This is a genomic window from Vibrio sp. Vb0304 (genome assembly GCF_033338995.1).
GTDB classification, from domain to species: domain Bacteria; phylum Pseudomonadota; class Gammaproteobacteria; order Enterobacterales; family Vibrionaceae; genus Vibrio; species Vibrio alginolyticus.
On sequence record NZ_JAWOTT010000015.1, the window covers coordinates 65,900 to 86,142 of the forward strand.

Below are 20,243 nucleotides of genomic sequence, written 5' to 3' on the forward strand. Positions count from 1 at the left end.
TCATGCAGTTTTCAGCTCTTGGACTTCAAGCTAAGTATGACACCGATGAAGAAAGTATACTGGAGTGTGTACATATTCCCTTGCTCTCTTGTGCAAATCGCTATGATAGAGCTGTAGGTTATTTTTCAGCTGATGTTCTAGTTTCAGCAGCACAAGGACTGGAGCAGTTTATTCATTCTGAAGGTAAGATGCGCCTTATCATTGGTGACCCATTGTCTGACAATGAGTATGAGGCAGTGATGGAGGGAGTATCAAATCCTTGTAAAACAAAGTCTCTTCAATTAGCTGACTTATTGCTTAGTAGTGACGAAATGAATCTGAAGCTATTGACATATATGGTGGCGAAAGGGCTACTTGAGATTAAGTTTGCCTTCACTCATCAAGGCATGTTCCACAAAAAAATAGGGATCTTTTATCAGCAGGATGAAATTGTTGTATTCAGTGGCTCAGCAAATGAAACCCTGGCTGGATTGTCTAAATATAACTCTGAGGAAGTTTCACTTTTTTTCAGTTGGCGTGAATCTTTTGCTGATTATGGCAAAGTTGAAGTGGATAATTTTAATGCGCTGTGGAGTGATACCAAGAAGCGAGCAAAAGTTGTTTCTATTGATTCAGAGGCTTATCAAAAAATTCAATCTGGTGTTGACCTTGACGCATTAAGTAGGGAGCTGTTTCCAGTCTCTTATCGAGCCAAAACTACTAAGCCTTTCTTCTCCTATAGTTTCCCTAAGTCGGAACAGAAGTTAGCTAAGTTAAATATTGAAGCTAAGACCCCACGTAAGCCATTGATGGTTAAGGGGAGAGCATTTGAGTTATTTCCTCATCAAATCGAGGCTATAAATAGTTGGCGTAAAGCAGACTTTAATGGCTTGTTCAAATTGGCCACTGGCTCAGGTAAGACATTCACATCCATATCTGCACTGGTAGAGTTGTATGAAGAGCGTCACAAGAATGGTGATGCAACTTTTGCAATAATTAGCGTCCCGTACATTGAACTAGCCAATCAATGGGTAAAAGAATTAGCGCCTTTCAACATTGCTCCCGTTCAATGTTACGATGGCTCTGATAAGTGGACTTCTGCATTGGATAAAAAACTTCTGCGTTTTCGAACCGGAACTTTAGATTTTATCTGTGTTATTGTCGTCAACAAGACCCTCTCATCGGAATTGTTTCAGTCAAAAATCGCTAAAGTATCACCTGAAGATATTTTGTTAATTGGTGATGAATGCCATCATCTCGGTAGTCAAAACTATTTTGATGCCTTGCCTCCAGCGCGTTATCGAATAGGGTTATCGGCCACCCCCTTTCGCACCGATGATGATGAGATCGAAGGAGCGCCATTCCCTGATACAATCAGACAGAATTTACTTTCATACTTTAAAGGTATCATTAGTGAGTACTCGCTAAGTGATGCTATTAAGGACGGTATACTCGCCCCCTACCGTTATGAGCTTGTTCCTGTGTATCTTAATGAAGAAGAGCAACAGCAGTACGAAGAGTATTCAGCTAAAATTCAAAAGTTAATTTTGAGGGCAAAGTCTACAAGGTTATCCATTGATGAGCAGTCGATGTTAACTAATATGTGTGGAGCAAGAGCAAGGATTCTAGCAACTAGCTCAGGTAAACTGCCAGCATTAATCTCCTATTTGAAAAAACATCCAGAGCTATCATTAATACACTCTTTAATCTATGTGGGAGAAGGTTCAGCACCAGGAGATAGTACGCCCTATATAACTAAGGTCACCAATTGTCTACATGAATATGGCTGTAAGGTTTCCAAATTCACTTCTCAAGAGACAGCGTCAGAGCGAAGTAGGATTATGAATAGCTTCAAAGAGCAAAGGATTGATGCTTTAGTGGCCATGAAAGTATTGGATGAAGGTATCGATGTTCCGGTGTGTCAAAGCGCGTTTATCTTAGCTAGTACGCGCAATCCAAGACAATATGTCCAGAGAAGAGGCCGTGTTCTTCGAAAAGCAGCAGGTAAGCATGAAGCCTTGATTGTGGACTTTGTTGTTCTCCCGTTACCAGGTGTAGTAAATAACTTTAGTCAGAATCTACGTCGGGCGGAGTTGGAAAGAGTAGAAGACTTTAAATTAACAGCTATTAACTCGAAAGAAATTGATAAAAGAATCATTGAATTAGGAATCTATTGATGGACCTTAATGCATTTAAAGCTTTATTAAAAGAAGTTGATAAGGATACACAGATTGCTCATCAGGATTATTCAAATAAGTCAGCGGTTCATAAAGCCGCACTCCAGATAATGCAGTTTGAGAAGGAGCTGTACTATGGAGACTTAGTGCAATCTCGTCACATTCAAAAGATCAAAGACATAATTGACGTCAATGCAGAAGATATCGTAAATGAAACTAATAAAACTAGAGATTAATAACTTCCGTCAATTCTATGGTAAGCAATCTATCGACTTTGCTGTAGATCCAGAGCGCGGAGTTACGCTAATTCATGGTGAAAATAATGGTGGGAAAACAGCGTTGCTAAATGCTCTTCGCTGGTGTCTTTATGAAGAAACCACTGAAAACTTACTCGATTCTAAAAACCTTCTGAACAAACATGCTGCGGAACAAGGTAAAAATACCTTTAGTGTTTCTGTGCAACTCGAACACCAGAATCGCTTATTTGAAGTTCGAAGAGTTAGAGTGAAAAATAGTACTAGTAGTAACTTGCATGTGTACGAAATTGAAAATGGCTGCTATGCGGAAAAAGCTGAGGATAACCCGAATACGCTAATAAATACGGTCTTACCAAAAGAGATGTCTCAGTATTTTTTCTATCAAGGTGAAGGTACTGGTACTTTAAGTAGTCAAAATGATTTCTCTCACATCAAAGATGCTATTGATAAAGTGTTGGGTTTAACGGTTGCGCAAACAACTTTAAAACACTTAAGTGCAGTAAAGACAAGTTATCAAAGAGAATTAAAGCAGTATGATACAAATAATGAAATAGAAATATTGTTATCAAACAAAGATACTTTAATTTCAAACTTAGACCGAGAGAATACTCTGCTTGCACAGAAGCAAAGAGAGTTAGAAAGTGCAGAAAAAGAGTATGAGATTCAGATATCTAAACTTACTCGCTTTGATAAGACATCTATTGAAGAAAAAATTAAATTGCGCGAAAAACAAGAAAGATTGTTGAATGATTACCAACGACAATATAAGCAACTATTAACAGAGAAAATAACCAACACACCTGATTGGGCATTATCTACATTTGGCAAAAAACTTGCCTCGATAGACCTTTCAAGCATTAATACAGCAGAACTAAATAAGTCACTTCGTTATACGGTGGATAAGCAACTGCTACGTGAAATTATGGATAATAACGAATGTATCTGTGGTACGCACGTTGGAGAGGATAGTTCGGCAGCTCGGCTTTTAGAAGAGCTTGGTAAACACGCCGTCGATCCTGAGCTTAAGCGTCGCTGGGAATTAGCTGTCAAGCTACAAGACACGCTTTGTAACCAGCAATTGCCGAAAGCTAGTATGGAAAAGTTATTAGCGGATATTGATGACCGCGAAGACGTCATACAGGAGCTTGAAAATAGTATAAAGGACTTAAGTCATACTATTGTTGATTCTGACATTGATGACATTAAGGTTATCGAACGTGGTAAAGATTTAGCTAAATCAAGGTGCGATCAACTAAACCGTCAGATCCTACAAATGGAGCAGAGCGTTCGTAAAAAAGAGATTGATATTAAAGATATTGATCGCAGAGTAACTAGCCTGTCAGCAACTCAACCTAAAGCTCATAAAGTTCGTAACTTGATTCTCGCAACAGACAAGATAATAGAGTTATATGAGGAGGCTATTAGCTCTTCGCAGCAAGGTGTTGACCAGATCCTCTTGAACAAGATGCAATCTTTATTTAGCCAAGTTGCTTTTAATGGTTATACAGTTAAAAAAGATACTAGCGTCAAGGGAGGAAGCTTTACATGGGCTATCGTGGATAGAGAAGGTAAGCGAGTGGCTGCGGGTAATGGTTATCAAGCGATGTTATCTATTTCGTTTATTGTTGCGTTGATTGAATTCTCGAAAGATCGTGCGAATAACAAGCAGCACTTGCTTACTCCAGGTACTGTGGCTCCTTTTATTGCAGACTCCATTCTAGCGTTTATTGGTCCTGATAATGGTCGAGAGCTTGTCAGTTACATTGCGAACAAAGTAGAGCAATCAATCTTTATGTTCTCTCAGGCTCAGTGGACAGAAGCACATACTGACAAGGGAATTCGTCATAAAATTGGTAAGGAATATAACCTCGTTCAGCATACAGTGTTGACTGAAGAAGAGTTTAAAGGGCAGTATCCTACAAAACTTACTGTAAAAGGTAATGACTATGATGTTGTACGCTTTGGTAGTGATTTTGATAAGGTAACCATTGAGGAGATCCCTGTTCATGGCTGAAATAATTGATTGGCGTAAGTTATCGGTACGCCGGGATGTTCGCTTTGAAGCGTTGGAAGAGCGGTTTTGCTCAACAAAAGGGGCGAAAAGTGATACTCGAGTCTTTAGTACAGTAAAAGAACTGATGGTTTTTGCGGCATTAGTTGGTTATCAATTAGATGACTTTCAACCACTTGGGTCTAAAGTAAACACAACTCCAATTCTGCTCGATACCTATGCAACGACAGGTCATGACGCTTATATATATCTTATTGCGCTAGCTAAAGAACCGTCTCTGGATATACTCAAAAATGAGAACTTAAGAGATGCTATTGGTATTTTTGAAGGATATTGCAATAGTGGTTTGAAGCACATTGATAGTTGGATTATGAATAATATTGGTGAATCGTTAGTGACTAATATTTTATTTAACCAGACATTAGAGTACTTGGTTGAAAATGGATAATTACTATGACTACGCCGCTTCTACACCAGTGTCTCAGCGTGTTTTAGATGCCATGAAACCTTGGCAGAACGAAAAGTTTGCGAACGCCTCATCGGCTCACCAAGCGGGGCGGGCCAGCGCTCAGGCAATCCAAGAAGCAAGAGAGTCTATTGCTGAGAAGATAGGTGCGCTCCCGAGCGAGATTATTTTTACCAGTGGAGCGAGCGAAGCGAACAACCTTGCTCTGAAAGGGGTCGCATTCAAACATCTAGAGAGCAAAGGCCACATCATTACTTCAGAGATTGAGCACAAGTGTATTCTCAATACTTGTGCTTTTCTCGAGTCAATCGGTTTCGAAGTGACTTATCTAGCGCCAGATAAGAATGGCCGCATATCGTCGTCGTCTCTCGAAGAAAAAATACGAAGTAACACAATTCTGATTTCTATCCATCACGTCAACAATGAGCTTGGGACTATTCAACCCATTGAAGAGTTTGGTACTATAGCTTTTGAGCACAATATCCCCTTTCACACTGACGCAGCACAGAGCTTTTGCAAGTGTGCTATCGACGTAGACGATATGGATATCGACATGCTCTCGTTATCAGGCCACAAAATCTACGGCCCGAAAGGCATAGGCGCACTTTACGTACGAGATGCTAGAGACTCTGAGCTCGTCCCACTGATCCACGGCGGCGGCCAAGAAGCAGGGTTACGAGGCGGCACCTCCCCTACTCCGTTGATAGTCGGGCTCGCAGCGGCGGTAGAATCGTATCCAACCAAATCAGGCTCTTTTGAAAAGCAATTTCTCGATGTCATGGCGCAGTTTGATTTTACAAGGAACGGCGGACCGTCCGTAGTACCGTCGACGTGGAGTGTTACATTCCACTCTGATGAAGAAGTGAAGCGCTTTACGAGCGAGTACCCTTGGCTGATTTCTCAAGGTTCTGCGTGTAATGCGCTCTCAAATGTGGCTTCACATGTCCTGACTGCGATAGGTATGCCCGAAGATATTGCACGACGCACTTATCGCATCAGCCTTCCACCATACCAGCTCAGCGAGAGTTGAGCCTAAAGCCAGAGACAGTTTTTCCTGCTTGAAGCAAGCGCTCTTCGTACATTTGTCGGTGCAAAATGACTTCAATTGTTGGCGTTGTCCCTAAGAGCTTTGATAGTCGAAGATCAAAGCTCTTTTGCTTTTCATACTGCTCACTCTGTTTATCAAGCAACAAGTGTTTATTGAGTAAGGGTGGGCGGCGCTGTTCATCTACATAGTCAAAAAAATCGATATCTTGATCTGCCATCTTTATTTTTGTTCTTTCGACTAAATACGGGACTGATTTTTCGAAATCATCGTATTGAGTCAAGGTAAGCTTTCCAGAGTTGATATGTATTTTGATCAAGTCAATGGCGTCATCGAGCTCACCGTACATCTGCAATGCTGCACCAACATAAACGCGTAAAAGAAGCGGTAACTTTTCTATATAGCTCTTGTGAAAAATGAGAGAGTGTCCTTCGTTGAGGATGCTTGCTGGTAATTGATGGTGAGCTTTGACACACTGCTCTCCAATAAGCTCCGTATCTGCGATCGCAAAAAGCAGATCGGTCGCGAGATTATTGGCCGTACGATAATCATCAAACAAGGCTTTAATATCACGCTTTAGGCTTTCAGGCTGTTGTGTGTAGGGTTTCCGCTTGTCAAATAGCCCCATAGAGAAATAGACAAGTAGGTCCTCTTTTCGGGATTTCTCTGCATTGGCAAATTCCCGGGTATCGAACATTTCCTGAAGTAAACCAAACACTTTTTTATGAGAACCAATTAAACTTCTCACTTCTTCAGAACGGTTAAATTCGTCATTCGTCGGTATCCGGCCAAGTTCCAGACATACGTTCCAAAAATCATCAAACAGAGTGCTGTTTTGGCTAATGACCAACTTTGCTTTATCTTTACTCTCTATAGGCTGAGGCGATGTCAGTTGATGCCAAGTATGGTGCCGCTGGTACTTACTTTGGAGGTAACGTTGTTCTTCTAGCTTATCTTTGAATATGTAGAAGATGCCTGGTGCAACAGCAATAGCATCCTCTTGCAAAGAGCGTTCTAGGTACCCTTTGAATTCTGATTGTGCGTAGTATTTTTGGAATGTGTTTCTCGACGTAATCACTCCGTCTTTATAGGGTTGGAACTGCGTAATATACGAATCGTTGGCCAGCATTACCGAGACGACTAGTACTTTGTTTGCGAGCTCCCAAGCGCTCAATAGTGCTTCAAGACGTTCATCTTGGTCTTCGATAACATTTAGGACAAACCCCAAGTTCACAATGTCCGAATTGACTTTATCGTTATCAGGCGAGAAAACCGGGTCCCAGCCCAACGCATCGAGCCCGTGTGCTTCAAGCTCTCTCAGGTCATCCCCTCGACCACATCCGTAATCGAAAATAGAAAACCGTCCATCTAGGTAACCTTGCTTCGCCAAGGTTTTCATCGGACCTGATAGCTCATGGCGTACAATGGCGGTTTTGTGACGATCTATCCCAGGCTCTTGTTGAGCATCACTCAATGCATCTGGTTCGACTTTCAGTATCCTCCCATCGACTAACTGGTATCCCTTTTTTTGGATCAAATTTAACCACGACTGTTTGAAGCCAATAGTGCGGGTGTTTTCGTATAGGCCCGCCTCCTCCCCTTCTTTAGTCAGCGCGGTGAAGAGCTCAAAGTGGTCGCTGCCTGGTAGAATCATCGTCTCTTTTCGGTGCAGGATCGGTGGGTTTTCTGAAGAGCGATAGCAAGTCACTTTATGACTAAGTTTGCTCAAATCTACATTCAGGCTTTGCTCTAACGCTGGGTAGGCGTCGGTATAAAAGGTTGGGTAGTTCAACAACGATAAACGGAATTCCTTTTTAAACAGCTTAATGAGGTTCCATTGATTATCCGGCAAGTTCACTGCCTGAGCTACAGCTGGGATGAACTTTCTCAGTTCAGGTGGAATCTCACTCATAGCATCTCGGTGCAGGTATACCGCATCGGGAAGTTGTTTTCCGATATGAATTTGTTTTACAAGTTGCTTAAATGATTGAAAGTTCATCTTTTAGTAGCGATTCCAGTTTGTAGAGCCAAATAGATATTTTAGCTTTATTGTTAATGGGTTCGCCCAACCAATCAGACATGTTTGACAGTAATTATAAAAAACTCCACTTTCACATGTGAAAGTGAGTCTCTAATCACTATTACGTTAACCATGGGTAACAGCTTAACGCATTAGCGGGTGACTTAATGCATAGCGTTTTGTGGCTTAATGATTAACGGTGAAGCAGCGTCGAATCGCATTACTGCATCATTATCTGATCTTAATTTCCCTCTAGGGGCGCTCTGGCTCCAAGTTATCTGCTCTAGTTGCCCAAAATGGTCCTGAGCAGCGCGCGCCTTTTCTTAGCCTATACCAGAAAATACCTCCTGCAAGTTAATAAGCTACAGGAGTATCTATGAACGTTCATAACCAATCAAATCAGTTACTAAGTTATCAAGAAGTCTGCCAGTTGACGCAACTGTCACAAGCGACCATTCGCCGTTATGTGAGAAATGGCTCCTTTCCTTCTCCAGTGAACTTATCACCAGGTGCACGAAGTGTGAGATTTCGTCTTGAAGATGTGCAGAAGTGGCTTTTGAGTTTGTGACGGGGGGCTTGGTATGTATCGAAACAAAGATAAGGTACTGGAGTACTGTGACAAGGAAGAAGGTTGGGTGGCTATTAGCTCTGAACTTTCTGTTGTAGCACGAGTTAGGGCACAAGATAAAAAATCAGGTTATGGTGCCTGTATTGAGTTTGTGAATATGGATCTTGTTCCTGTCCGGTTGGTTGTGCCTGCAAATCGAATTTTAGGTAGTGCGAGTAACACACTGCGTGAGGAACTATTTGATCGCGGCTTTTGGCTAGAAGATGAGAAGTACAACTGGAGCCGTGTATTACGCTACTTACGTCAACAGATAAAACAAGCGCCAACTGGCATCAGTGCCTTTAATACTGGTTGGCATGGTGATGTATTTGTGACAACTGAAACCACTTTTGGCGCATTCGAGGAGCCATATTTTTATGCTGGAGCAGTTGTTGATAGTAATTTTGAAGTAAAAGGTAGCCTAGATCACTGGCAACAGGAGATAGGCTGTCTTTTGAGCGGAAATCCAACCTTGATATTTTCTGTTGGAGTCGCACTTGCAGCACCGCTACTAGCACCGTCGGGAGGAGAAAGCTCAGTATTTCATTTAATGGGTTCATCAAGCCAAGGTAAGTCTGGTGCTATTTATGTTGGATCGTCAGTTTACGGCTCTCATTCGTATAAGAAGACTTGGTATAGCACGAACAATGGTATCGAATCTGTATCAGTCAATTACAACGATGTCATGTTGCCTCTGGATGAGATTGGCATGGCGAGAAGTGAGAATCTGGATACAGCGGCTTACCAGATTGTGAATGGCGATGGAAAGTTAAGAATGTTAATTACAGGAGCTTTGGGTAAACAAGCAAAGTGGCGAACCCTTGTACTTAGTACTGGTGAGGTTGGTTTGATCGATTTGCTGGAAGAGATCGGCAAAAAGCCCGCCGCTGGCCAGTTGGTCAGGATAGTGGAGATACCGCTGACGGAAAAATATGGCTGTTTTTCTAGCATTCACCGATTTAATGATTCTCACGATTTTGCCAAACATTTGGAGGAGGCAACGAAAAAGCACTATGGTTCGCTATTTCCAGCTTGGATGTGCTTGATAGTAAAGCAACCTGATCTGGAGCTTTTGTTAAGATCGGAAACGGATAGGTTGATGCAGCGCTGGAAGGAAAGCTGCATGTCAGCTCAAGTTCTTAGGGTTCTGCATCGCTTTTGCTTAGTTGCCGTTGCGCTCTCACTGGCCTCTCGACACAAACTAGTACCGTGGAGCGAAGAAGAGTCTTTATTCTCTGTGTACAGTATTTTTCAGCGCTGGATTGCAGCCAGAGGGCACACTCAAAATCACGAAGAGTTTGAAGTGCTTTTGGCATTGAAGCGGGCTCTCGCCAAATGGGAAAAGCAGTTAAGTGAGATATCCAGCGGAAGATCATCAAACACGGGGTACTTCCGACGAGATGGAGATGAGATCCAGTGGCTGATTCATAAAAATGTGTTTATTCGTGATCTCCAGCTGCGCAAGCAATACATCAGCCAGCTGACTCCTTTGGTTCAACGACGCTGGTTTGAATCAAACGAGGGAGCCAGGGGGACACTACGAGTAAAAGTGAACGGTAAGTTGGAAAGGTTTTTTGCTTTTACTCCAGCTCAAATTATCCAAGAACTAGAGGAGCTGACCGCCGATGCGTAATCCGTTTCCCAGTTTTCCCACATTTCCCAGAGCAGTGGCATGGAGGGGGAGTTATGACAAGCAATGAACAAGTCCTTCTCCAGTCCATTTTAGCAAAAATCGATCATGTAGAGCGGGTTGTGTTAGAGCAGCGTTTGCAGCAACAAAAGGTGGATCTGCTTGGAAAGGACATTCTAACCGTTGATGAATGTGCAGCCTTGTTGGGTTTATCAACCAACCAGCTTTATAAGTTGACCAGCTCTGCGGAAATACCATTTTTCAAGCTTGGTAAGCACCTCAGATTTGAGCGTCAAGCCATCATGGATTGGGTAGAGCAGCAGCGTGTTTCATCTCATTATGAGATCGAAAAAAGGGCAGCAAATTATGTCGCCACCACTTCTCGTAAGTAATACTTTCATAGCAGCGGCCTTAGGCCGCTGAATCCTTTCCAGAAACAAAAATATCAGGGAATGTCAGCATCGCTTCCATCCTGCGTTGTTCTATGATATCGGCATAGATCTCGGTTGTTTTAAGTTCACTATGACCGAGCAGTTTCGATACTGCATATATATCTATTCCTCGGCTAAGCTGAATTACAGCAAAGGTATGACGACCAGCATGGAATGTAACGTGCTTACTTATTCCAGCAGCCAGAGCCCATCTAAGCAGTTCTACATTTATATAAGAAGAGTATTTTAATCCCTTGAATACGCGCTCGTGAGAGGCTTTGGGGCTACCCAAAAGTGATTCTGCTGACTTTGGTATGTCTAAATACTGAAGGCTCTTAGCATCGCTGTGAGAGAGTTTGACCTGGTCGAAGATAATTCGTTTGTGATTATTGAATGTCTCTATTTCTGACCAAGTAAGTCGATGGATATCGCACCAACGCATCCCCGTTGCACATGAGAACAAAAACGCACGTTTAAGGACTGGGTAGCGACATTCTGTGTGAGCTAACGCGTTGACCTCATCCAGTGTTAAATAAACCCGCTTAGTCGTTTTCGCTTTGATACTGGTCACTTGTGAAAGCGGGTTATCGCGAATAATACCTTCTCGATGTGCTTCGTTGATCGCCGCTCGAACTTTATTGAAGTAGGAGCTTTGTGTGTTGCGAGATAGCGGTGTATCACTTTTGGTTTTCGCTTCATTGGTTAGGTAATACTTAAACCCGTCTAACCAGTCTTTATCCAGCTCATCAAAACTAAGATCATGTTTCCCGCAGTAGAACAGCAGGTGTTTACGAGCTGAAAGCCAGATTGAATGGTTGGAGGTTGAGGTGGTTTGTTCTTTGATGTCAATTTGCCGTTGAAAGTAATCAATGAAGCTAGCTGAGCGCTTGGTTCGATCCTCAAAACCATGCTTCTGAGATTGCCACTCAACCAGTCGTTTACTCTTAATGGTTTCGGCGAGAAGCATATGCTCTTTGTTGTGTTGGCGCTGGGCGGGTGTTTTAGGTTTGTCGTGAACGTACAGGTCTAAAGTTTCGTAGCTGCGTTTACGTTTATTTTGGCGTCCACCTAGTGTGTTTGTGGCATAACCATGATCATAAACCAAACGTAGTGAGCGTGTGCCATCAGCTCTAAGTGTTCGTTTTTGAATGGAAATTTTCATTTTAGACTCCATTTGGGCCCCAATCAGTGCGAGTAGCATGTCATGGAGCCCAAATGGGGACTAGATTTGGCAATTAACGGCAACGGATGGAAACAAACGGCAAATGACGATCTAATAAAATCAGTGTGTTATCTACCGTTGCTTGCTGTTGTTTTCCGTTATTTGCCCACTTTACTTCCCGATACAGAATGAAGAGAAGATTCGTCCCAGTAAGTCGTCAGAACTGAACTCACCGGTAATCTCATTGAGATGTTGTTGGGTGATGCGTAGCTCTTCAGCCAATATTTCACCAGCCATATAGCCTTCAAGCTGCTCCTGGCCTATTTGAAGGTGCTGTGCGGCACGTTCTAATGCATCGAGATGACGACGACGAGCCATAAACCCACCTTCACTGTTGCCAGAGAAGCCCATACACTCCTTGAGATGATCGCGCAGAGCTTCAACCCCTGCACCAGTCTTCGCTGACAAACGGATAAGGGTAGGGTTATTGACGTGGCAGATCCCCATATCTTCACCCGTTTGATCCGCTTTATTACGGATCACAGTTATACCAATGTTGTCTGGTAGGCGATCCACAAAATCTGGCCAGATATCTTTCGGATCGGTGGCATCGGTTGTCGTGCCATCCACCATGAACAACACGCGGTCTGCTTGGGCTATTTCATCCCACGCGCGTTCGATACCGATTTTCTCTACTTCATCGGAAGCATCACGCAAACCTGCTGTATCAATGATGTGTAGTGGCATGCCATCAATATGGATATGCTCACGCAGTACATCACGCGTGGTTCCTGCGATGTCGGTTACGATTGCAGATTCTTTACCCGATAGCGCGTTCAGTAGGCTTGATTTGCCCGCATTTGGACGACCCGCAATCACGACTTTCATCCCTTCACGCATAATAGCGCCTTGGTTAGCTTCTTTGCGCACCGCATCTAGGTTGTCGATGATGGCTTGTAGGTCACCAGCCACTTTACCGTCGGCCAAAAAGTCGATCTCTTCTTCAGGGAAGTCGATGGCTGCTTCAACATAGATACGCAAATGAATCAGCGACTCAACTAAGGTATTAATGCGGCCTGAAAATGCGCCCTGTAAGGATTGCAGTGCCGATTTTGCTGCTTCTTCAGAACTGGCATCAATGAGGTCTGCGATCGCCTCGGCTTGAGCGAGGTCGAGTTTATCGTTCAGAAATGCGCGTTCAGAGAACTCACCAGGGCGAGCAGCTCGAATACCATCTATACCTAGAATGCGTTTTATCAGCATATCCATCACGACAGGGCCGCCATGGCCTTGCAGCTCAAGTACGTCTTCACCTGTAAATGAGTGTGGGTTAGGGAAGTACAGTGCGATGCCCTGATCAAGCACAGTGCCATCTTCTGACTTAAACGGCAGGTACTCTGCGTAGCGGGGCTTTAGTGTTTTGCCAGTGACTTCTAACGCCACTTGGTTGGCTTTAGGGCCAGAAACTCGAATAATACCGACACCGCCACGACCAGGCGCGGTCGCTTGAGCGACAATCGTATCTGTAGTCATAATTTTGCCTTTTGAGCTGGGCTATAGGGAAGATACCTAGGGAGCCATCACAATTAATTAGCTGAATTGTAATCAGCCAAAAACAAAAAGGCGACCTTTTGGCCGCCTTTCTCAATCATTTCCTAAAAGGTTACTTGCTGTGTAAGCCTTTTTTCTCTAATCCTTTGTAGATCAGAGTTTGCTGGATAAGCGTTACGATGTTCGACACCAACCAGTACAGAACGAGACCTGATGGGAAGAACAAGAAGAAGAAGGTAAACATAACCGGCATAAAGGTCATGATCTTCTGCTGCATTGGATCCGTTACCGTTGTCGGGCTCATCTTCTGGATTAGGAACATTGACGCACCCATCAGTAGAGGCAGGATGTAGTAAGGGTCCTGCGCTGAAAGGTCATGAATCCAACCGAAGAATGGAGAGTGACGTAGCTCAACCGATTCCATTAGTGCCCAGTATAGTGCGATGAAAATAGGCATCTGTAGGATAAGAGGTAAACAGCCACCTAGTGGGTTCACTTTCTCTTTCTTGTACAGTTCCATCATTTCTTGGCTCATGCGCTGACGGTCATCACCGATACGCTCACGCATTGCTTGCAGCTTAGGCTGAAGCATACGCATTTTCGCCATAGACGTGTATTGCGCTTTTGTTAGTGGGTACATTGCACCACGAACGATGAAGGTCAGGCAGATGATTGCCACACCCCAGTTACCAACAAAGCTCTGGATGAATGAAAGCAACATATGAAGAGGCTTCGCAATGAACCATAACCAGCCGTAGTCCACTACTAGGTCTAGGTTAGGTGCCACTTCTGCCATTTCATCTTGCAGTTTTGGACCAACCCAAAGTGTTGCTTCAAACTTAGCCTGATCGCCTGTTGCGATAGTTTTGTTCGGCATACGAACGCCGATGTCGCCTAGGTTGCCAATTACACGAGTGTATAGGTTAGTACCTGGTTCGTTACGTGGGATCCAAGCTGCGGCAAAGTAGTGCTGAATCATTGCTGCCCAACCTTGGCCATCGGCTAGGTTAAGAGACAGGTTGCGATCCTGCATATCATCAAAGCTGTACTTCTTGTAACGCGTATCTTCTGTTGAGTATGCGCCACCACGGTAAGTAGGCATTGTGATGCTACCACCATCGTCCATTAGGTTTTGACGTAGGTGAGCGTACATACCAAATGTTGCGTTGTTGCCTGAGTTGTTCACTACATCGTATTCAACATTAAGCGCGTAGCTGCCGCGTTTAAAGATGTAAGTTTTGGTGTATTCGATGCCGTTTGCAGTGAATGTCATCGGAACGCGAAGTTCATCTTGACCGTCAGCCATTGTGAAGCTGTCTGCACTTACGTTGTAGTGAGGGCGATTTGTGCTGCTCAAGTCGATACCTTGAGGACCCACTAGACCGCTTTGAGCGATAAATTGGTGACCTTGAGCGTCTTTAAGCAGAACAAAGGAATCTGATGAATCTAACTCAGCAGAGTATTCGTTAAGGTTGGCATGTACCACATCGCCACCAACGGTGTCGATCGACAGAGTTAAAACATCAGTCGTTACTGTGATAGTTTTTGCAGAAGCTTGCTGTTGACCAGGAACTGGGTCAAGTTCATCAGCAAAAGATGGTGCAGGTAGAGTGCTGCTTGATTGAGCCTGTTCAACTGCTTGAGGTTCTGGATTCTTTGCAACTTGCCATTGTTGAAACAGCAAAAAAGAAACCAGGGCCAAACCGATGAGCAGGATATTACGTTGAGAATCCATCGTTAGTTATCTCTGTCTTGTTTTTGGACTGGTGGAACGGGGTCATACCCCCCTTCATTCAAAGGGTGGCATTTTAATAGACGTTTGCCTGATAACCAACATCCTTTTACAAAACCGTGAGCTCTCAAAGCTTCTAGCGCGTAAGTGGAACAGGTTGGTGTGAACCGGCAACGAGGACCAATCAAAGGGCTGATAAACCAGCGATACAGATAAACGAGCCCAATGGCTATCCACGTGAAGGGCGAGACAGGCGTTGCCATAGCTTATCAAACAACTTAAAAATTTCCTCATTGCTTAAATCTTGCGCGCTTTTCTTCGCAATCACAACAAAATCTTTGTTTGGAAGCTGATGTTGATTGTTACGAAAGCTTTCACGAGCCAAACGCTTAAATCGGTTACGACCGACAGCCGTTTTGATTTGCTTTTTGGGAACCGCTAAACCTAATCGTGGGTGAGAAAGTTTGTTATTGCGAGCAATGATGGTGAAATGAGGCGAGCCAGCTCGATGAGCTTGCTGGAAGACGTTTTGATAATGCTCGGGAGTTAACAAACGTAACTCCCGATTAAACGCGTACGTGTTCAAAATAAACTAGCGATTATTTTGATAGGCGCGCACGGCCTTTTGCACGACGTGCGTTGATAACTTTACGACCGTTCTTAGTTGCCATGCGAGCACGGAAGCCGTGAGTACGCTTGCGCTTTAGAACTGTAGGTTGAAAAGTGCGTTTCATGATAATTACCTTTACTGATCAGTAGTTTTAGGTTCTTGTTAAACCCGGCGTGGGTATTTGCTTTCTTATATAAAGAAGCTCTTTATATAGAGAAGGACAACCGACGCCTCTCAACAAAGAGGCGGAATTGTAATCACACTCACATAATGTGTCAATGACTCAATGAGTACGAAATTCCGGCCGGGCGATTATACGTAGTGTGAGTAAAATCTCAAGGATCAATCGATCCTGATGCTTGATCGTTACTCTATTCCTACTTGGTTAAGGAATTTTTTCAAACGAGGATCTTGTGGATTATCGAAGATATCCTGTGGAGAACCTTGCTCAACGATATTGCCTTCCGCCATGAAGATCACTCTATCAGCGACTTCTTTCGCGAATTGCATCTCGTGCGTCACCACCAGCATGGTTTGATGCTGATTAGCTAACTTCTTCATTAATGAGAGAACTTCACCGACCCATTCAGGATCCAGCGCAGAAGTTGGTTCGTCAAACAACAGCAGTTCTGGTTGCAGCGCCATCGCTCGGCCGATACCCACGCGTTGTTGTTGGCCGCCAGATAATGCCGCTGGATAACTATCGCCTTTATCCCCAAGGCCGATGTCATCCAGAATTTGTTGCGCTCGTTTGAGAGCATCGGCTTTTTTCCAACCTCGAACGGTCACTAGACCTTCGGCAATGTTCTGGCGCGCATTCATGTGGGCAAACAGGGCATAGTTTTGGAACACAAAGCCAGTTCGACGACGCAGCGCTAATACTTCGGCTTTAGTGTGTTTTTGAGTATCAACGGAGATGTCATCTATCGTGATACGACCTTCATCTGCTTGTTCTAGAAAGTTCACCGTACGCAGCAAGGTTGATTTACCCGTACCACTTGAGCCGATAATCACGATGATCTCACCTTGCTTAATATCGAGGTCGATGCCTTTCAGCACTTCAGTCTCACCAAAACGTTTGTGAATATTTTCTAACTTAATCATCGTACGTACGCCTTATTCAGTTTTGCTTCTGCCCAGATTTGTACGCGAGTCAGAATCACCACCACGCCCCAGTAAATAAGAGCAACCGCAAGGAAAGCTTCAAAGAAACGGAAACTTGATGAGGCTTCCATCTGTGCTTTCGCCATGATTTCGGCCACACCAAGCGTGAAAGCGAGAGACGTTGACTTGATCATATCGATGAAATAGTTCATCAATGAAGGCAGTGCGACACGCGTTGCTTGAGGTAAAATCACTCGGCGCATTGCTTGGGATGTCGTCATACCGACCGATAAGCTCGCTTCCATTTGGCTGCGATCAATGCCAATAATGGCGGCACGAATACTTTCCGCCATATAAGCGGCAAAGTGCAGCGTTAAACCGATAACCGCTGCTGAAAAGGCGTCGATACCGACCATCAATGGAAAAATTTGCGGTAAGCCGTAATAAAGCAGGAAAAGCTGAACCAACAGTGGGGTGCCACGGAAGAAGCTGATGTACAGTTGGCTTAATTGATCCAGAACTGGCAGTTTAAATACGCGAATATTGGCTAAAATGACGGATAAAATCAGCGAAAACACCAATCCCCATGTCGCCATTTCCATGGTTGTGCCAAGATATTTCAGCAATATCGGCAGCAGTTCCAACATGTAATTAAAGTCAAATCCCATACGGCTTACCTAAAGGCTAGAGAAAAGAAAAGGTGGAAAACAAGTTCCACCTTTACGTAAGTTTATTTTAGTCCGAGAGTGATACCACTTTGCGGCCTAAAGTACAAAGAGTTCTTATTTCGTGATGTCAGCGCCAAACCACTTCACGGAAATTTTCTCTACTGTACCATCTGCGCGCATCTCAGCCAGTGCTTTGTTTACTTCTTCTTGCAGCTTACGACCTTTCTCGTTGTCCACGAAAGGCCATGCGTTTTGAATGGTCTCAAACGGTTCGCCTGCCAATTCCAAAGGAAGACCAGTTTTCTTAATCAGTTCTAAAGCAGAAAGACGATCCATTACAAATGCATCTGCACGACCGAGCGCCACGTCATGTTCGATACCTGTGTCGTACGTTTTAATATTGATCTTGCCGTCTTTGTCGTATTGACGCAGCAGTTGCTCAAAGTTAGAGCCTAGGTTCACCGCAACGGTTTTGCCCGCAAGATCGTCAACACCTTTGATGCTGTCGTTGCCTTTACGCACGGTAATTTGTGCGCCATCTACAACGTAAGGGTCAGCAAATAGGTATTTAGCTTTACGCTCATCAGTCATGGTGATTTGGTTGGAGATCGTATCGATACGACCAGTTTCTAAAAGACCAAATAAACCAGAGAAGTTGGCTGTTACGTATTCGATTTTGTAATCGTTACGTTTACCGATTTCATCCCACATGTCGACTTCAAAGCCTTGTAGCTTGTCTTGCTTTACAAAAGTAAACGGGAAGTAGCGACCTGACATACCAACTTTGACTTCAGTAGCGGCTTGTACGGTTGCTGCCGACAGTGCAATGGCTGCAACGGCAACCTTAATCCAGTTTTTCATAATACATCTCCATAATTTTATGGTTGGAAATACTACTGTTAGTTAGCTCAATTAAATAAATAACCAAGAGCAATAACCTAGACCTGTGAGTTATTAGATAATAGAAGAAGAATGTTAAATGTGACGAAAATGCGAACTGAACCTAGCGAAATGATCGACAAAATCAGCATTGGGAATAAAATAATACACAGACTTATCACCAATCGCTCGATCTTGTGAATTTTGCCCAATTGTGGATCGTTGTGTGGGCAAATTTGGGGCAAGGTGTGTTGATCTCATCAAGTTTGCAGAAATAATTGTGAATAACTTGGATCTTATTCACTGGATTGTCGATCAATCGCTGGCGATCTTGGTTATCAACAGGTAAAATTGCCAGTCTTTTCCGATAATTCAATTACTCAGTGGGGGCACCGTGTCATCTTCGCTTTGGCTGCAATGTTTGCAGCAGCTTCAAGAAGAGCTACCAGCTACAGAATTCAGCATGTGGGTTCGTCCGCTACAAGCGGAGCTCAATGACAATACTCTCACTCTATTCGCGCCAAACCGCTTTGTGTTGGACTGGGTGCGTGATAAGTATCTGAACAATATTACTCGCTTACTGCAGGAATACTGCGGTGGCGATATTCCTAACTTACGTTTTGAAGTGGGGAGCCGACCTGTCTCTGCACCAAAACCAGCGCCGACACGTACGCCTGCAGATGTGGCTGCGGAGTCATCTGCACCTGCGCAATTACAGGCGCGTAAGCCAGTACACAAAACCTGGGATGACGACGCTCAAGCGATTGCGGCTATCAATCACCGCTCAAACATGAACCCAAAACACAAATTCGACAACTTTGTTGAAGGTAAGTCGAACCAACTGGGTTTGGCTGCGGCGCGTCAGGTATCGGATAACCCAGGTGCAGCTTACAACCCACTATTCCTATACGGCGGCACGGGTTTGGGTAAAACCCACTTATTGCATGCGGTGGGTAACGCGATTGTGGATAACAACCCGAACGCAAAAGTGGTCTACATGCACTCAGAACGTTTTGTGCAAGACATGGTGAAAGCGCTGCAAAACAATGCGATTGAAGAATTCAAACGCTACTACCGCAGCGTGGATGCGCTCCTTATCGATGACATCCAATTCTTTGCTAATAAAGAACGTTCACAAGAAGAATTCTTCCATACCTTCAACGCACTATTGGAAGGTAATCAGCAGATCATTCTAACGTCTGACCGTTATCCTAAAGAAATTAATGGCGTTGAAGATCGTCTTAAATCTCGCTTTGGTTGGGGTCTTACTGTTGCGATCGAGCCACCTGAGCTTGAAACGCGTGTGGCGATCTTGATGAAAAAAGCCGAAGATCACCAAATCCACCTTGCTGATGAAGTGGCATTCTTCATTGCCAAGCGTCTGCGTTCGAACGTTCGTGAGCTCGAAGGTGCACTGAACCGTGTTATCGCGAACGCGAACTTTACTGGTCGTCCAATTACGATTGATTTTGTTCGTGAAGCGCTGCGCGATCTGCTTGCTCTACAAGAGAAGCTGGTGACGATCGATAACATTCAAAAGACCGTGGCGGAATACTACAAGATTAAAGTGGCGGACTTGCTGTCTAAGCGTCGTTCTCGTTCTGTAGCGCGTCCTCGTCAGCTGGCCATGGCGTTAGCAAAAGAACTAACCAACCATAGCTTGCCTGAAATTGGCGATGCGTTTGGGGGCCGCGATCATACGACCGTACTTCATGCGTGTCGCAAGATTGAGCAGCTGCGTGAAGAGAGCCACGACATTAAAGAAGATTACTCTAACTTGATTCGCACCCTGTCTTCGTAATCGGTTAGAATAACGGTATTCTAAGCAAATCATTTATTGAGCTGACAGCGTAAAGAGCCAAGCATGAAATTTACCATTGAACGTAGTCATTTAATCAAACCGCTACAGCAGGT

Annotated in this window: 19 protein-coding genes; 9 read left to right on the forward strand and 10 right to left on the reverse strand. The window is 44.0% G+C overall.

The features are described from left to right. Positions 1 to 2 precede the first annotated feature (2 nt). The 5 genes from R7P35_RS17100 to R7P35_RS17120 are packed head-to-tail and all read left to right on the forward strand — an operon-like array spanning position 3 to position 5,920. A complete protein-coding gene (locus R7P35_RS17100) occupies positions 3 to 2,156 on the forward strand; it encodes a DEAD/DEAH box helicase family protein (RefSeq protein ID WP_053308115.1) in 2,154 nt (717 codons plus the stop codon). Then, complete coding sequence (locus R7P35_RS17105; RefSeq protein ID WP_053308116.1) at positions 2,156 to 2,392, forward strand: CxC ATPase DNA modification system associated small protein; 237 nt, start codon at positions 2,156 to 2,158, stop codon at positions 2,390 to 2,392. Before R7P35_RS17100 ends, R7P35_RS17105 begins: the two co-directional genes overlap by 1 nt. Beyond that, on the forward strand, positions 2,367 to 4,427 hold the full coding sequence (locus tag R7P35_RS17110; RefSeq protein WP_203346794.1) for an AAA family ATPase: 2,061 nt from the start codon (positions 2,367 to 2,369) through the stop codon (positions 4,425 to 4,427). Before R7P35_RS17105 ends, R7P35_RS17110 begins: the two co-directional genes overlap by 26 nt. Then, positions 4,420 to 4,872 carry a hypothetical protein gene (locus R7P35_RS17115; RefSeq protein WP_053308118.1) on the forward strand — a complete coding sequence of 151 codons (453 nt, stop codon included), beginning with the start codon at positions 4,420 to 4,422 and terminating at the stop codon, positions 4,870 to 4,872. Before R7P35_RS17110 ends, R7P35_RS17115 begins: the two co-directional genes overlap by 8 nt. Continuing rightward, positions 4,865 to 5,920 (forward strand): cysteine desulfurase family protein, encoded by a 1,056-nt coding sequence (locus tag R7P35_RS17120; protein ID WP_053308119.1) that lies wholly within the window; start codon positions 4,865 to 4,867, stop codon positions 5,918 to 5,920. The genes R7P35_RS17115 and R7P35_RS17120 overlap by 8 nt, the downstream gene beginning before the upstream one ends. On the opposite strand, the gene R7P35_RS17125 is transcribed toward R7P35_RS17120, so the two are convergent. Beyond that, positions 5,907 to 7,934, reverse strand: coding sequence for a DNA phosphorothioation-associated putative methyltransferase (locus R7P35_RS17125; protein WP_203346795.1), 2,028 nt, complete (start codon positions 7,932 to 7,934; stop codon positions 5,907 to 5,909). The genes R7P35_RS17120 and R7P35_RS17125 overlap by 14 nt on opposite strands. A 397-nt stretch (positions 7,935 to 8,331) precedes the next feature. On the opposite strand from R7P35_RS17125, the gene R7P35_RS17130 reads away from it, so the two are divergent. From R7P35_RS17130 to R7P35_RS17140, 3 genes are read left to right on the forward strand one after another with little or no spacing between them, the layout of a single operon-like run. Then, a complete protein-coding gene (locus R7P35_RS17130) occupies positions 8,332 to 8,523 on the forward strand; it encodes a helix-turn-helix transcriptional regulator (protein WP_203346796.1) in 192 nt (63 codons plus the stop codon). Between the two features lie 13 nt (positions 8,524 to 8,536). After that, positions 8,537 to 10,195 carry a DUF927 domain-containing protein gene (locus R7P35_RS17135; RefSeq protein ID WP_203346797.1) on the forward strand — a complete coding sequence of 553 codons (1,659 nt, stop codon included), beginning with the start codon at positions 8,537 to 8,539 and terminating at the stop codon, positions 10,193 to 10,195. Between the two features lie 53 nt (positions 10,196 to 10,248). Next, positions 10,249 to 10,584 carry a helix-turn-helix domain-containing protein gene (locus R7P35_RS17140; protein WP_203346798.1) on the forward strand — a complete coding sequence of 112 codons (336 nt, stop codon included), beginning with the start codon at positions 10,249 to 10,251 and terminating at the stop codon, positions 10,582 to 10,584. Between the two features lie 19 nt (positions 10,585 to 10,603). Here R7P35_RS17140 and R7P35_RS17145 read toward each other — a convergent pair whose 3' ends face one another. The 9 genes from R7P35_RS17145 to R7P35_RS17185 all read right to left on the reverse strand — a co-directional run bounded on the left by R7P35_RS17145 (position 10,604) and on the right by R7P35_RS17185 (position 18,311). Further along, on the reverse strand, positions 10,604 to 11,785 hold the full coding sequence (locus R7P35_RS17145) for a site-specific integrase (protein WP_203346799.1): 1,182 nt from the start codon (positions 11,783 to 11,785) through the stop codon (positions 10,604 to 10,606). A gap of 171 nt (positions 11,786 to 11,956) precedes the next feature. Further along, positions 11,957 to 13,318 carry a tRNA uridine-5-carboxymethylaminomethyl(34) synthesis GTPase MnmE gene (mnmE, locus tag R7P35_RS17150; RefSeq protein ID WP_005383836.1) on the reverse strand — a complete coding sequence of 454 codons (1,362 nt, stop codon included), beginning with the start codon at positions 13,316 to 13,318 and terminating at the stop codon, positions 11,957 to 11,959. Between the two features lie 130 nt (positions 13,319 to 13,448). Beyond that, a complete protein-coding gene (yidC, locus tag R7P35_RS17155) occupies positions 13,449 to 15,071 on the reverse strand; it encodes a membrane protein insertase YidC (protein ID WP_005383834.1) in 1,623 nt (540 codons plus the stop codon). A 2-nt stretch (positions 15,072 to 15,073) separates the two neighbouring features. Then, positions 15,074 to 15,331 carry a membrane protein insertion efficiency factor YidD gene (yidD, locus tag R7P35_RS17160; RefSeq protein ID WP_005378822.1) on the reverse strand — a complete coding sequence of 86 codons (258 nt, stop codon included), beginning with the start codon at positions 15,329 to 15,331 and terminating at the stop codon, positions 15,074 to 15,076. Next, on the reverse strand, positions 15,298 to 15,621 hold the full coding sequence (rnpA, locus tag R7P35_RS17165; RefSeq protein WP_005394102.1) for a ribonuclease P protein component: 324 nt from the start codon (positions 15,619 to 15,621) through the stop codon (positions 15,298 to 15,300). Before rnpA ends, yidD begins: the two co-directional genes overlap by 34 nt. Before the next feature lie 46 nt (positions 15,622 to 15,667). Beyond that, a complete protein-coding gene (gene rpmH / locus R7P35_RS17170; RefSeq protein WP_005378825.1) occupies positions 15,668 to 15,802 on the reverse strand; it encodes a 50S ribosomal protein L34 in 135 nt (44 codons plus the stop codon). Between the two features lie 242 nt (positions 15,803 to 16,044). Continuing rightward, positions 16,045 to 16,782 carry an amino acid ABC transporter ATP-binding protein gene (locus tag R7P35_RS17175; RefSeq protein WP_005378827.1) on the reverse strand — a complete coding sequence of 246 codons (738 nt, stop codon included), beginning with the start codon at positions 16,780 to 16,782 and terminating at the stop codon, positions 16,045 to 16,047. Further along, a complete protein-coding gene (locus tag R7P35_RS17180; RefSeq protein WP_005378829.1) occupies positions 16,779 to 17,450 on the reverse strand; it encodes an amino acid ABC transporter permease in 672 nt (223 codons plus the stop codon). Before R7P35_RS17180 ends, R7P35_RS17175 begins: the two co-directional genes overlap by 4 nt. A 114-nt stretch (positions 17,451 to 17,564) precedes the next feature. Continuing rightward, a complete protein-coding gene (locus R7P35_RS17185) occupies positions 17,565 to 18,311 on the reverse strand; it encodes an amino acid ABC transporter substrate-binding protein (protein WP_005378831.1) in 747 nt (248 codons plus the stop codon). A gap of 412 nt (positions 18,312 to 18,723) precedes the next feature. On the opposite strand from R7P35_RS17185, the gene dnaA reads away from it, so the two are divergent. Next, a complete protein-coding gene (gene dnaA / locus R7P35_RS17190; protein ID WP_005378835.1) occupies positions 18,724 to 20,130 on the forward strand; it encodes a chromosomal replication initiator protein DnaA in 1,407 nt (468 codons plus the stop codon). Positions 20,131 to 20,243 lie beyond the last annotated feature (113 nt).